Raw genomic sequence first — 14,087 nt, forward strand, 5'->3', positions numbered from 1 at the left:
TACTGGCTTACTGAGGTGGGTGGCTTAGAAAAGAGCTAGATAGAGATAACACCATTCCGTTATAAACTAGAGGAATGGTGTTATCTATTGCTCAAAAAAGAACACTATTTCAATGTTGCTAAATACGCTCGCCAACCTTTTAGATGTGTGATCTCAGTAGCACCTTCGATTCCATAAGGCTCGCAGATAAATCCCACTACTTGGCTACCATCGGCGAGTGCCACTTTACCGATTCCAAGAGGCGCAGGAATACCGGCAACAAAACTACCGAAGTGTTGCGCGGGCACAGACCAAACTTCCACTTTGATGGCATCCCCGTTGTCTTTATCAAGAACCAAACCTGGGCGAAGTGGTGGACCACCAGCCAGTGCATACATACGATAGGTAGAAGCCGTGGTTGTTGCGGTTTTCAGGCGAGCGCCACGTTCAGTAAGCTGCCAGTTAAGCGGTTGGCCTGCTAAGTGAGCGCCACAAACCATCACATCAATAAGTTGGTTATTCCCCACAGGAGTCGTGGTGCTTGGGGCTGCCAACACTTCCAAAGCGCCTTTTTTCAGAGGAAGTGCTTGTTGGATGCGGTTAGCAATCGACATCAACGTGCGATCACTGAAAGTTGGTCCGACCAACGTGATACCAAATGGCATGTCATTCTCTGTCATCATCGTCGGTACGGCGATGGATGCCAAGTCAATCAGGTTCATAAAGTTAGTGTAATAGCCCAATTCACTGTTGCGTTTGATTGGCTCGGCCAGCATTTCTGCCACGGTAAAATGACGACCTGCTGTGGGTGTGAGTAAGCAGTCGACGTTGGCCATTTGTGCCAAGCAAATTTGCTTTAAGTCATGAAGACGATATTGCGCCTTGAACAAAGCCGTTGCTGGCGGTTTTCCACCCGGTGCGATAATCTCGCGTACCACAGGGAAAATCGCCTCAGGGTTCTGATCAATCAAGGGCTGAGTGGCTATATAACGTTCCGACACCCAAGGACCTTCGTACAACAATTTAGCAATTTCATCAAACGGTGCGTAGTCAATTTCTTGGAAGGCAAAGCCCTGCTCTTTTAATAATGCCAAGGTTTGCAAATAGGCTTTTTCGTAGTTTTCGTCACCGAAGAATTTCAACTGATGAGCCGGAATCACGCCCACTTTTAACGGACCAGTGCGTAAACCATAGTGACGAGCTTGATTATCAAATGGGTTCTGGCGGCTGTAGCCGTCTTTTGCATCAAAGCCTTCTGCCGCCGCTAAAGCAATGTTGGCGTCGTCTGTGTTATAGGCAAAAATAGTGATGCAATCCAAGCTACGACAGGCTGGCACTAGGCCCGTGGCAGACAACAAACCAATACTCGGCTTCACGCCAATCAAGTTATTAAAGCAAGCTGGAATGCGACCAGAACCTGCGGTGTCTGTGCCCAAACTGAAACTGGCCAAGCCAAGCGCCACTGCCACCGCCGATCCCGAGCTAGAACCACCACTGATGTAGTCGTAATTAAACGAGTTATGACACGCACCAATCGGTGAGCGCGTACCATTTAAGCCGGTAGCAAACTGATCCAAGTTGGTTTTGCCAACCGGAATGGCACCGGCATCAATCAGCTGTTGCACTACTTTGGCGGATTGTGTTGGCGTGTAAGCAAAGGCTTCACAACCGGCTGTCGTTGGAATACCAGCAAGATCGATATTGTCTTTAATCGCAAACGGAATTCCCCACAGAGGATGCGTGTCCATGTTTTTGCTTTTCAAGCCATCCAACCAAACCGCTTGCTCGGTTGCCGTTAAGAGATGAATCCAAATGTTATGATCTGCGTAATCTTTCGCGCGCTCACGTATGTCCGCCATCACACTTTCAGGTGTTGTAGTGCCTGCTTGAAAAGCACTGCGTAGTGCGGAAAATCCCATATCTAATGTATTCTCATTTGTATCGTTAGTTCTCATACTGATGCTCATGCTTTTTCCTCCACACATTCCTTCAACAAGGCCTCCAACACGACAATCGCCTGCCCTGCATTCACACGACTGCCATCTTTTAATAACAAATCAGATACGACACCAGCGGCGGGAGCGTAAATCGGGATTTCCATTTTCATAGACTCTAAAATTACCAACAGTTGCCCCGCTTGCACCTGATCGCCTTCTTTCACTTGGGTTTGCCAAACACTGCCAGACACAGGGCTATCAACGACGGTAGCGTCTTCGCTCCAAGTAATGTCGGTTACGACCGTTTCCGCTTCGTTGGTATCAAAATGGAATTGACCATTGGCATGCCAGCGGGCTAGCTCGGCCTCAAAAGCGTGATTGCGCACTTGCTTAAATTCATCAATGCTGATTTGGTTTTCATCAATAAAGCTCTGGTAGTCAGCCAAAGAAAAGGTGCTCTCTTCAATGCGAATACCATAGTTATCGTGGGGGAAGTCTTTACGGATTTGATCCAGCTCTTCGTGACTCACTTCATAGAAACGAATCTGATCAAAGAAGCGTAACAACCAAGGCTTGGTAAAGGCGCTTGTTTGACGATAGCGATTCCACATTTGCAGTGTTCGACCAACAAACTGATAACCGCCAGGACCTTCCATACCGTACACACAAAGATAAGAGCCCCCAATACCGACTGAGTTCTCTGCTGTCCATGTGCGCGCAGGATTGTATTTGGTGGTCACTAAACGATGACGAGGATCAATAGGCGTGGCCACCGGCGCACCGAGATACACATCCCCCAAGCCCATGACCAAATAACTGGCACTGAACAAGATATTTTTCACATCGTTAATATTATCTAGACCGTTAATACGACGAATAAACTCTAGATTACTTGGACACCAAGGGGCATTAGAACGCACGGATTGCGCGTATTTGTCGATGGCTTCTTGGCAGGCTTTGTCATCCCAAGACAACGGCAAATACACAATTCTGGACGGTACTTTGAGCTCATCAAGCTGCGAACGTAAGGCTTGCTCGGCCAATTCCAAATGATCCAACAGATCCCGATAGCTCAGTTGTTGACTGTCATAATGAATTTGCAAAGAGCGAATACCCGGAGTCAGTTCACGCATGCCTTTTAATGGATGTTTCTCCAACCATTGCATTAAGGCATGAGCGCGGAAACGTAAGCGGATATCCAATATTTGCTCGCCATATTCCACCAGCAAAAAATGATCTCCTGCCGCTCGATAGACGATTTCATCACCAAAGCGCTCGGCTGGTAAGGTTTTTAAAATCGGCGTCTGCACTTCACAAGAAGACTCACAATCGGAAACAGCTTGTTCAAATGCCGTCAAATTAGCCAAGCCTTCATTTTGCGCGGCTTCTAACGCCACGGCATCTTCCAAGGTCACAGGAATAAAACGGATTTTATCCCCCGCTCTCAATTGCCCCAGCTTCCATAAATCGGCTGTAATGACGGTGGCAGGACACACAAAGCCACCAAGAGATGGGCCATCCGGCCCCAAAATAACCGGCATATCCCCGGTGAAATCCACACTACCAAAGGCGTAAGCGTTATCGTGAATATTAGACGGATGCAAACCAGCTTCGCCACCATCGTTACGTGCCCATTTAGGCTTTGGGCCAATCAAACGCACGCCCGTTCGGCTGGAGTTGTAGTGAATTTCCCAATCCGTATCGAAAAACATCTTGATGTCTTCTGGGGTGAAAAAATCAGGAGAGCCGTGTGGACCGTAAATCACACGTAGTTCTACCGTGTGATCCATCTGCGAGAAAAATACGTCAGGGATGGGCTTAGAAGACAAACCGCTTAACTGAGTCGCGTCTACATCAAGCACATGCAAGACATCACCCGTTTGAAGAGACCGCCCATTGTGCCCACCAAATTGCCCCAAGGTGAAGGTGGATTTAGACCCTAAATAATCAGGACAATCAAAACCACCCGCCACGGCCAAATAGGCTCGTGCGCCTTTATCTTTAATGCGCCCCAAGGTTAACGTGTCGCCTGCTTTGACAAAGACTACTTTGTTTTGCTCAATCACTTGACCATCAATTTTCGCATCAATCGTGGCACCACAAATCGCCACGCACGTCTCGAAACTGAACGTCAAGCTCGGTCCTTGTAAAGTAATTTCCATGGCAACAGCAGAATCTGGATTGTTAAGCAATCGATTCGCTAAGCGGAAATGGTAATTATCAAAGGGACCAGACGGCGGTACGCCCACATTCCAATGATGTTGACGACCAGGAAAATCTTGCAATGTGGTTTGAGTTCCACCACTTAACACATCAATGCGTTTCGGTTGATAGACAAACGAATTGAGGTAACGAGTGCTCACTTCACCGCGCAGCAACAGAGGATCCGAGACCAAGTTTTTAAGGTAGTCTAGATTGGTTTCCGTGCCATATAAGTGGCAACTGTCTAATGTTACTTTTAGCTTAGCAAAGGCGGCATCGCGACTTTCTTGATGGACGATGACTTTGGCGAGCATGGGATCAAAATAAGGCGAGACTTCAATGCCCGTTTCGATCCAAGAGTCAATGCGAACTGCCGAATCGGCATTCGCTACAGGCCACTGAACCTCACTCAATAAACCCGCACAAGGTTGGAAATCTTTATAGGGATCCTCTGCGTAAATGCGCACCTGTACCGCATGACCATTCGCTTTTAATCCTGCACGCTTACTGTCCAGAGCAAGATCTTCATCGGCAGCAAGACGAATCATCCATTCCACTAAATCCACACCATAGACCATTTCCGTAACGCCGTGTTCGACCTGAAGGCGCGTATTCACTTCCAAGAAGTAAAATTTATCGGTGTCCATATCATAGATAAACTCGACCGTCCCCGCGTTACGATACTGAACGGACGACAATAATAATTCGGCCGTTTGATGAAGGTGCTGGCGTACCTCATCCGTTAAGTTTGGCGCAGGACATTCTTCGACAACTTTTTGATTACGACGTTGGCTCGAACAGTCCCGTTCGCCCAATGCTAAGGCACCACCTTTACCATCGGCAAAAATCTGCACTTCGATATGACGGGCGCGAGCAATAAACTTCTCTAAAAAAACACCGTCATCGGCAAAGTTATTCGCCCCCAATCGGCGTACCGAATCAAAGTTGTCTCGCAAGCCTTTTTCATCGTGACATAAATGCATGCCAATACCGCCACCGCCTGCGGTACTTTTTAACATCACAGGATAACCAATCTCGATGGCGATTTGGCAAGCGGAATTTAAATCAGTAAGCAATTCAGAACCTGGCGATAATGGCACACTGGCTTTTTTTGCCAATTCGCGTGCTCGGTGTTTCAAACCAAACTCCACCATCTGTTCGGCGGTGGGACCAATAAATGCAATACCTTCTTCTTCGCAGCGGCGTACAAAAGTCGCGTTCTCGCTCAAAAAACCATAGCCTGGGTGAATCGCCTGAGCGCCAGATTGTTTGGCTATACGCAGGATTTTCTCCATATCCAAGTAGGTGTCGCTGGCACCGCCCTCGCCTAAGGAGAAAGCTTCGTCAGCACGTTTGACGTGCAGGCTCTTGGCATCGGATTCAGCGAAGACCGCTACCGAGCCAATCTGCATTTTATTAAGAGTGCAAATAATACGTGTCGCAATGGCGCCACGATTGGCAATTAAGACCTTGTTAAACATGGTTCAACCTTGGCCGGGCCGTCCCGGAGCGAGATACACATCAGTGGCCGTCCACTGAGCTAGCTAAAAATCATCGGTTCTGTCGGTTGACAGTTATTTATCCCACACGAGCATGTCAACTGGTGTTGGGTTATAGCCATTACAAGGGTTATTCAATTGAGGACAGTTCGAGATCAACACAATAATGTCCATTTTCGCCACCATCTCTACGTATTTACCGGGCGCAGAAATACCGTCTTCAAACGTCAAACCGCCTGCTTCAGTGACAGGCACATTCATAAAAAAGTTAATGTTGTGGCTAATATCACGTTTCGACAAGCCAAACTCTGGGTTTTCGGCAATCGCCAACATCCAGCTGTCTCGACAAGCATGCATACAACGCTTTTCCAAGTCATAGCGCACGGTATTACTTTCTGTCGCGCACGCTCCGCCCAGAGTGTCGTGACGACCACAAGTGTCCGCGACGATTTCCAACATGACGTTATTTTCGTTAGAGCGGATTTCCGAGCCAGCGGTTAAATACACATTGCCTTGTTCACGGATCGTGTCAGTGGCACTGTATCGCTCGGCTGGGTCATTGGCGTTATAAAACAAGGTATCTGCGGCTTGGTTGCCTTCTAAATCAACAATTCGAAACGTACTACCCGCTTTGACGACGCCAATAAAATAATCACCGGCATCTACGTGGTAAATCGCATTGGCATTTTCTGCTTTTAATAAGCTTTCTTTGATCATGATTAGGCCTCGGCACCAAAATAGTAGAGTTCGTTGTTGGCAAAACCGCGTTGATTTTCAGGACGAGACATTTTACAAAAATCATCCATCGCCACAGGGGCAGCTTTTTCTAACACAATGGCAACGGGTTTTCTTGGATAATGGGTGACCTTGCTCAACGGATGCGGACAAGTGTGCAGCATCACCAAGGTGTCCATTTCAAAACGTAAAGTGATACTAGAACCCGCTGGACTGTTTCCTTCAACCAACAACATATTGCCGTTGGCGTCGGTGCTGACTCGGCTGAATAGGTTCAAGTTCGCAGCAATGTCAGCTTTGGTTAGACCGTATTTGGCCATTTCCACCAACATGGCATCGTGACCATTTTGCATCCAGCCATTACGGTCATTTTGATAGTCACGTTTACCCCACTTCGACTCGATGTGTGAAGCATGGCTATTCCCACTGACCGTCTCGTGCCAGCCAACGGTGTCTTCAATGATGGAAGCAAATATCCGTCCCATGTCAGAGTACAGACAATGACCTTTAGTGAGTTTAAAGGTGTGTTGACCTTTTAATGTATCCGGTGCGTTGTAACGCTCCAGTAAGTTTTCAGGGTTATAAAACACCAGGCCGACATTAGCATCGCCTTCAATATCCGTCAGAGTCATTTGCATGCCGCGACGTACACGAAGTGACCAATGACTCGCGGCAGGGATAATGGTTTGATATTTATTCATAATCTCTTTTCCTCTGTATTCTGCTCAGTATTGGAAAGCGGTCGAATACGTTGATCTATTTCGTCAAAAAAGTGGCTCAGGCATATGACCAACAGGCAAGTCATAAGTAATCGAAGCTCCATAAGCGTTTGGCGCATGAGGATCATGACGTAACTTGTCGAACACCCATAAACGCGTGCCGAGATAAAAGCCTTCTTTTAGATCATGAGTAACCATAAAAATAGTCAGCTTATGCTTACGCCAAAGATCCAACACCAACGCATGCATATCCGCTCGAATGCCAGGATCAAGGGCACCAAATGGCTCATCCAGCAGTAAAATTCGTGGTTTACAAATGACCGCTTGGGCAATGGCAAGACGCTGCTTCATCCCACCGGATAGCTCATGAGGATAACGGTTCAATACATGACCGAGCCCTACTTGCTCCAGCATTTCACGGGCTTCTTGGTTAGCAACATCTTTCTCTTTGCCAAACAAATAACCAGTCATCGAGGATTTCTGAAAACCCTTCGCAGCGATCACGTTTTGCAACACCGTCATATGGGGAAACACCGAATATTGCTGAAACACAATGCCGCGATCTGAACCTGGCTCATTGGGTATCGGCTTACCATCCAAGAGCAACTCTCCTTCTGTGGCCGATTCAATTCCCAAAATCATCTTCAAAAAGGTACTTTTGCCACAGCCAGACGCACCGACTAGGGTAATAAACTCCCCTTCTTGCACTCTCACATTGACACGTTCGAGAATGATGTCTTGACCATAACGTTTGCCGATATTTTTTGCTTGAATCATGACTTTATTGGTTTTTTTCTCACTCATGACTGCCCCTCTACATTCCAAGGAAAGAGTCGACGGTTTAACTTATTGAGCAAGTAATCCACCAGAAATGCCAACAGTGTAATCCACGCCACATAGGGCAAAATTACATCCATAGACAAATAGCGACGTACTAAAAATATCCGATAACCAAGACCGTCCGTCGAGGCTATGGCTTCCGCCGCGATCAAAAACAACCATCCCGCCCCTAAAGACAAACGGACAGCATCAATCAATTTCGGCATAATTTGCGGTAACACCACACGGACTAATATCTGGCTGGTACTCGCGCCTAACGTTTGCGCTTTCACCAGTTGCTCAGCTGGAATCTCTTGAGTGCGTCGCTGGATATCTCGGGCAATAAAGGGCGTTATTCCTATTGCGATTAAGGTAATTTTTGACACCTCACCAAGACCAACGACGATAAACAAAATGGGCAACAAGGCCAGTGGCGGCACCAAAGACACCACCGTCAGCAAAGGCGAAAAACCAGCCGAAAAAATTGGCAAGGCTCCCGTTAGCACGCCAACAAACAAGCCGACAATGCCCGCGATCAGCACACCCAAAGCCAAACGCGTCAAGCTGCTTGCGGTATCTTGCCAGAACAACAGTTCCCCCGAACGCTTACTGGGTTCAAACGCCATGCGATACATAGACTCCCCCATTTGACTAAACGCAGGCAACAGTTTGTCGTCAGGGTTCATGGCCAATCGAGCGTCAGAACTCACCATGTACACCATGATGAGCACGGCGAATGGCAACAACCCGAGCAAAATATTGCTTGTTCGATTTGGCTTATAATTTATGAGTTTTTTCATGCTTTTATCCCATGACGCTCTACTTAATGTTCCCTTTCTAAGTAGAGCGTATAGCGTGGATGATTAAAGTTGACCGTCTGCGGCCATTTGCATGTAAGTTGGATCAAAGCGAAGCTTGATGTTATCAGCGTTACCAAACACACCGACGGGGGTCTCAATACCAATGACGCCAGCATCAGGAGCACCATCGCCTAACAAACCATGATCAAAGGAGAACTCCGCCACATGCTGCATGGTTGCAATCAATTCTTTGCTGTTCGTTAAAGCCAACGCTGATTCTGGGGTATAAAACATTTTTGTGCTGGCAAGCTGAGAATCGTAACCTTCTAAATCGGTTTCAGAGGCTTCCGCCATAGCTGTGCGCGCATCGATCGCCGCTTGGTCCGTACCACTCATTAACGCCATGACTTCATACCAAGCACCCACTAAAGCCTTACCTAAATTAGGGTTCGCTTTCAGCGTATCGGTATTAACGACCAACATATCGATGATTTCACCGGGGATTTGCGAAGAGTCAAACACATTATTTGACTTAGGCATGGACGTAATTTCGCTTAACAAAGGGTTCCATGTCACCACAGAGGTCACGTCACTGGTCCCATAAATTGACACCATATCAGCATCAGACGTGTTAATTACATTCACATCCGCTTCACTAAGGCCCACCGAATCCAAAGCACGAGCCAATAAATAATGTGACACACTTAATTCGACTAAATTGACATTTTGGCCTTTGATGTCCGCTAACTGGTTTTTATCTTTCAAGATAACGGCGTCATTCCCATTAGAGAAATCGCCAACAATTAACGCCGTACTGTCCACACCACCTGCCGCCGGAATGGTCAGCGCATCCATATTGGTCATCGCACAAGCATCAAATTGGCCAGCGGTATATTGGTTGATGGATTCGACGTAATCATTGATTTGCACCACATCGATGTCGATACCGTATTTGTCCCCCCATTTTTTGACAATCCCTTCTTGCGCCGCATAGGCCCAAGGCATCCAACCGACATAAATAGACCAACAAACCTTAAATTTATCAGCGGCAAAGGTATTAGCAGACAGGAGAAGCGTAAACAGTAGAACGGTTACTTTTTTTGCGGAGTATTTCATGGCAGTTACCTTTTCAGTTTGTTTAATTACACACGGAGTACCCTTGGCAATATCGCCATGTGGTCTCCCGGGCTTTTGTCCCGCCGTGTAACCTTGAAACTGTCAAGGTCGAAAGCTCTCGGACCAGACACTTCGATAAATTCGAAATCGGAACCCTAGCTCTCTATTGATAATCTAACTTGTGATGTTCGACTTTCCAAGGGTACGAACAACCTAGATAAAGCAGATTGTATGCCAGTTATACAGAACCCTGAATTTGTCTGGCTTTAACGTATTTTTTGCCACATACAGACAGTAACGAACAACAAAAAATGGGCTAAAAAAGCCCATTTCATTATTCGCGCACCATTTTTATGCAATTAAGCCAACGCTGTATCCAATAGCATCATCAGAACAAAACCTAACATTAACCCTTTTGTGGCCGCCAGCTCGTGACCTTGACGATGTGATTCTGGAATCATTTCATGACTGATCACAAACAACATAGCACCCGCAGCCAAAGCCAACCCTAAAGGCAACAACAAGCTAGACTCGCCCAATACCACCGAGCCAATAACCGCCATAATAGGCTCAGTTAAACCTGATAGTACCGCAATACTTACCGCTAATAGACGGCTGTAACCTACGGCCAATAGCGCCATGGCAACCACTAACCCTTCTGGAATATCCTGAATTGAGATACCCGTTGTTAAAGCCGTAGCTGCCGACACATCGCCACTGGCAAAAGACGCGCCTATCGCCAAACCTTCCGGAATATTATGCAGAGCGATGGCAAAAACAAATAACCAGCTGCGCCGCAAAGTTTGACCACGTAACCTGTCTTCCTCTTTAATAAAATGTTGGTGTGGCACAAGGCGTTCCAATACCAACATAAACGCACCGCCCAATAAAATTGCCGCCCCCACAGAACCAGAGCGATACCAAGGCGAAGCACCACTGCCTTCTAACAACGCTAAGGCAGGGATAATAAGAGAAAACATACAAGCTGCTAGCATCACCCCAGCACCAAATCCCAGCATAATGTCGTGCAATTTTTGTGATAACCGATGCAGAAACAAAGCAGGCAAGGCGCCTATAGCCGTCGCCGCTGCCGCCACAACACCCGCATAAAAAGCATAACGCACCTGAGAATGTTGCTGTAGCAATACAACAAATTGATCAATGGCGGTATAGGCACCTAGCACTAAAATAATGCTTCCGATCCACTTTCGCACACGAATTCTAGGTAGCGACAACAGAGTCAACTTCATGCTTACTCCTGATACCACACAGCAACTTGTGACCACTTGATGACATTAAAAAATGCCGCGACGTAGTCAGGACGTTTATTTTGATACTGCAAATAATAAGCGTGTTCCCAAACATCCAAGCCCAAAATCGGTGTCAATCCATCCATTAATGGGCTGTCTTGGTTGGCGCTGCTGGTAACCTGCAAGTTACCTTGCTGATCTTTCACCAACCAAGCCCAACCACTGCCAAATCGGCTCAATGCTGCCTTAATAAACAGCTGTTTAAATTCTTCAAAACTACCAAAGCTTTGCTGAATCGCGTCTGCTAATGCTCCTTGTGGCTCACCACCCCCTTCTGGTGACATCACCAACCAAAACAAACTGTGATTCGCATGACCACCGCCATGATTACGCACCGCACCCTGAACGTTTTCTGGCAATGACGTAATCTCTCGCAACAGGCGCTCAAGAGACCAATCCGCATAAGCGGTTCCTTCCAACGCAGCATTCAAGCCATTTACATAGGTCTGATGATGGCGACTATGATGAATCTCCATCGTCAACGCATCAATGTGTGGTTCTAAAGCGGTATACGCATAAGGCAGTTCAGGCAAAGTAAAAGGCATCTTATTCTCCAAAATAAATAACGATAAGAAGAATCATTATTATTTCTATTAATAACAAATGCAAATCCTATTTTGCAACCCACCTCGACACCCATGTACAGTGATTACGAAGAGAGTCTCGTATTCGAAAAAGGATTAAGCGAGTCAGGGTCTAAAAACACACTGAGTTATAGAGAGAAATAAAGTGGAAAAGGCGATCAGCATAAAGCGGATAGGATTGGAGCGGATAGGCTTAAAGCCATGAAAAGTGAGCGATACCAATGCCGTGCTATGACATTTTCGTTTGTTCGATTTTCTTGACCATATTGACGCTGACCGTTTCATAACCCATCTCAGCGTATAGCTTTTGAGCGGCATCATTATGAGAAAACACATGCAGGCCAATATTGACAATGTTGTGCGTTGCTGCGAAGTCTTCAATTTCCTTTAGCGCAATCTTGGCATAACCCTTTCGTCTATGTTCAGCCTTGATTTCTAAGTCATAAATAAACACCGTACTCGTGGTGCTACTGTTCTCTAGCGACAGCCATATCATACCCACAGTCTCGTTTACATCGGGTACTTTCATCTCAAAAAAATGATTGTTATCTGTGTCTATTCCACGCGGTAACAACCGCTCTATATCTCGTCTGGAACGAGACAATGATCCTGTTTTCTGCCAGCGGCCCGATTCCACATTTTCCCGCGCATACTGCACAATCAGCTCTTCAATATAAGAGGCAAAAAACGGTTTTGACATCGACACCAAAAAAGACATAACGACTCCGATTAATATCAGGCAAAGAAAAAGTGACTCCGTTCAGTATTCATCATTTTCACAAAAACAGAAGCATTATTTGAAGCATTTAACCAACAAGTAAAACCCAACCCCTTGCTATAACTGGCTTCTAACGGTGGGTGGCTTGGTATTCCTCCTACCTATTCCCCCAACAAATTCAATAACGCGCTCAGAAAATTTCGTAATTGAAGCAATCACCTAAACAAACAATCATTCGTATGGATTAAAAATAACAATAGTCAGGAGTTCTGATATGAGCGAATTTTTCAAAGCTGTACCGGTTATCAAGTATGAAGGTGCGGGATCAAGCAACCCTTTTGCGTTTAAACATTACGACGCAAATAAAATGTTGATGGGCAAAACCATGGCGGAACATTTACGCGTGGCGGTGTGTTATTGGCATACGTTTTGTTGGCAAGGCAGCGATGTGTTTGGCGCGAATACCTTTGATCGCCCTTGGTTTAAAGCAGATTCGGAAATGGCAGCGGCGAAGCTAAAAACCGATGCGGCGTTTGAGTTTTTTACTAAACTGGGTGTGCCCTATTACAGCTTTCACGATGTGGATGTCAGCCCAGAAGGCCGCTCGATCAAAGAATACATTAATAACTTTGCGCAAATGGTCGAGGTTCTACAAGCCAAGCAAGAAGCCACTGGCATCAAGCTATTGTGGGGCACAGCGAATGCCTTTTCTAACCCACGATACATGTCTGGTGCGGCGTCCAATCCTAACCCTGAAATCTTCGCCTATGCGGCGACTCAGGTGTTCCATGCGATGAATGCCACTAAAGCCCTTAAAGGCGAAAACTATGTTTTATGGGGCGGCCGTGAAGGTTATGAAACCCTATTAAACACGGATCTAAAACGCGAACGTGCGCAGCTTGGCCGCTTCATGCAAATGGTGGTTGAGCACAAATACAAAATAGGTTTTGAAGGCACCTTGTTGATCGAACCAAAACCAGCGGAACCAACCAAACATCAATACGATTACGATACCGCAACCGTTTATGGCTTCTTAAAAGAGTTTGGTCTTGAGAAAGAAATCAAGGTGAATATCGAAGCCAACCACGCCACCTTGGCTGGCCACAGTTTTCATCATGAAATTGCCACCGCCTGCTCTTTGGGCATTCTTGGCTCTGTTGATGCCAACCAAGGTGATGCACAGCTAGGCTGGGATACTGATCAATTCCCTACGAGTGTGGAAGAATACACTCTCGTCACTTATGAGATTCTAAAGTCCGGCGGTTTCAAAACGGGCGGTTACATGTTCGATACCAAGCTACGTCGTCAATCGATGGATCTGGAAGATTTATTCCATGGTCACATTGGCGCCATGGATACCCTGGCCCTGTCGTTAGAGCGCGCGGTTAAGATGATCGAAGACGAGAAACTGGCGAACTTTGTAGATCAACGCTATGCGAAATGGAATGACACCTTAGGTGCGGATATTTTAGCAGGCAAGCACACCCTGCAAGACCTTGCAGAATACGCTGAGAAAAATAACCTAGATCCTCAGCCAGTTTCTGGCCGCCAAGAAATGCTCGAAAATATGGTAAATGGCTACATCTTTAAATAAGCGTTCAAATAAGCCGTTAGATCAAAGTTAAGCAGCCTAAAAGTAAAAAACACAGGCCAACAAACGCTGACCTGT

11 protein-coding genes and 1 riboswitch are annotated in these 14,087 nt (G+C 46.4%); of the genes, 1 reads left to right on the top strand and 10 read right to left on the bottom strand.

Annotated features, from left to right (window positions below; translation table 11 throughout):
* Positions 1–104 precede the first annotated feature (104 nt).
* The 10 genes from atzF to DKT73_RS15550 form a co-directional block, all read right to left on the bottom strand.
* Positions 105–1,946, bottom strand: a complete 1,842-nt coding sequence (gene atzF, locus DKT73_RS15505) for an allophanate hydrolase (protein ID WP_232827899.1) — start codon at positions 1,944–1,946, stop codon at positions 105–107.
* Positions 1,943–5,599: an urea carboxylase gene (gene uca, locus DKT73_RS15510; protein ID WP_111639466.1), complete on the bottom strand. Its 3,657-nt coding sequence runs from the start codon at positions 5,597–5,599 to the stop codon at positions 1,943–1,945. The genes atzF and uca overlap by 4 nt, the downstream gene beginning before the upstream one ends.
* 93 nt (positions 5,600–5,692) lie before the next feature.
* Positions 5,693–6,334 carry an urea amidolyase associated protein UAAP2 gene (locus DKT73_RS15515; RefSeq protein WP_111606084.1) on the bottom strand — a complete coding sequence of 214 codons (642 nt, stop codon included), beginning with the start codon at positions 6,332–6,334 and terminating at the stop codon, positions 5,693–5,695.
* Between the two features lie 2 nt (positions 6,335–6,336).
* Positions 6,337–7,053, bottom strand: a complete 717-nt coding sequence (locus DKT73_RS15520; protein WP_111639467.1) for an urea amidolyase associated protein UAAP1 — start codon at positions 7,051–7,053, stop codon at positions 6,337–6,339.
* 63 nt (positions 7,054–7,116) lie between these two features.
* Complete coding sequence (locus DKT73_RS15525) at positions 7,117–7,875, bottom strand: ABC transporter ATP-binding protein (protein WP_232827900.1); 759 nt, start codon at positions 7,873–7,875, stop codon at positions 7,117–7,119.
* The gene (locus DKT73_RS15530; RefSeq protein ID WP_111639468.1) at positions 7,872–8,690 is read right to left on the bottom strand and encodes an ABC transporter permease; all 819 of its coding nucleotides are present in this window, start codon (positions 8,688–8,690) and stop codon (positions 7,872–7,874) included. The genes DKT73_RS15525 and DKT73_RS15530 overlap by 4 nt, the downstream gene beginning before the upstream one ends.
* Positions 8,691–8,753: 63 nt before the next feature.
* Positions 8,754–9,806: a putative urea ABC transporter substrate-binding protein gene (locus DKT73_RS15535; RefSeq protein WP_111639469.1), complete on the bottom strand. Its 1,053-nt coding sequence runs from the start codon at positions 9,804–9,806 to the stop codon at positions 8,754–8,756.
* A gap of 62 nt (positions 9,807–9,868) precedes the next feature.
* Positions 9,869–9,976: riboswitch (guanidine-I (ykkC/yxkD leader) on the bottom strand.
* 189 nt (positions 9,977–10,165) lie between these two features.
* On the bottom strand, positions 10,166–11,056 hold the full coding sequence (locus tag DKT73_RS15540; protein WP_111639470.1) for a ZIP family metal transporter: 891 nt from the start codon (positions 11,054–11,056) through the stop codon (positions 10,166–10,168).
* 2 nt (positions 11,057–11,058) lie between these two features.
* Positions 11,059–11,661, bottom strand: a complete 603-nt coding sequence (locus tag DKT73_RS15545; RefSeq protein ID WP_111639471.1) for a superoxide dismutase — start codon at positions 11,659–11,661, stop codon at positions 11,059–11,061.
* Between the two features lie 268 nt (positions 11,662–11,929).
* Entirely contained in the window at positions 11,930–12,418 is a 489-nt protein-coding gene (locus tag DKT73_RS15550; RefSeq protein ID WP_111639472.1) for a GNAT family N-acetyltransferase, read from the bottom strand.
* Positions 12,419–12,692: 274 nt separating this feature from the next.
* Between DKT73_RS15550 and xylA the strand changes: the two genes are divergently transcribed.
* The gene (xylA, locus tag DKT73_RS15555) at positions 12,693–14,012 is read left to right on the top strand and encodes a xylose isomerase (RefSeq protein WP_111639473.1); all 1,320 of its coding nucleotides are present in this window, start codon (positions 12,693–12,695) and stop codon (positions 14,010–14,012) included.
* Positions 14,013–14,087 lie beyond the last annotated feature (75 nt).

The organism is Marinomonas shanghaiensis, from assembly GCF_003259175.1.
In the GTDB taxonomy this organism is placed as follows: domain Bacteria; phylum Pseudomonadota; class Gammaproteobacteria; order Pseudomonadales; family Marinomonadaceae; genus Marinomonas; species Marinomonas shanghaiensis.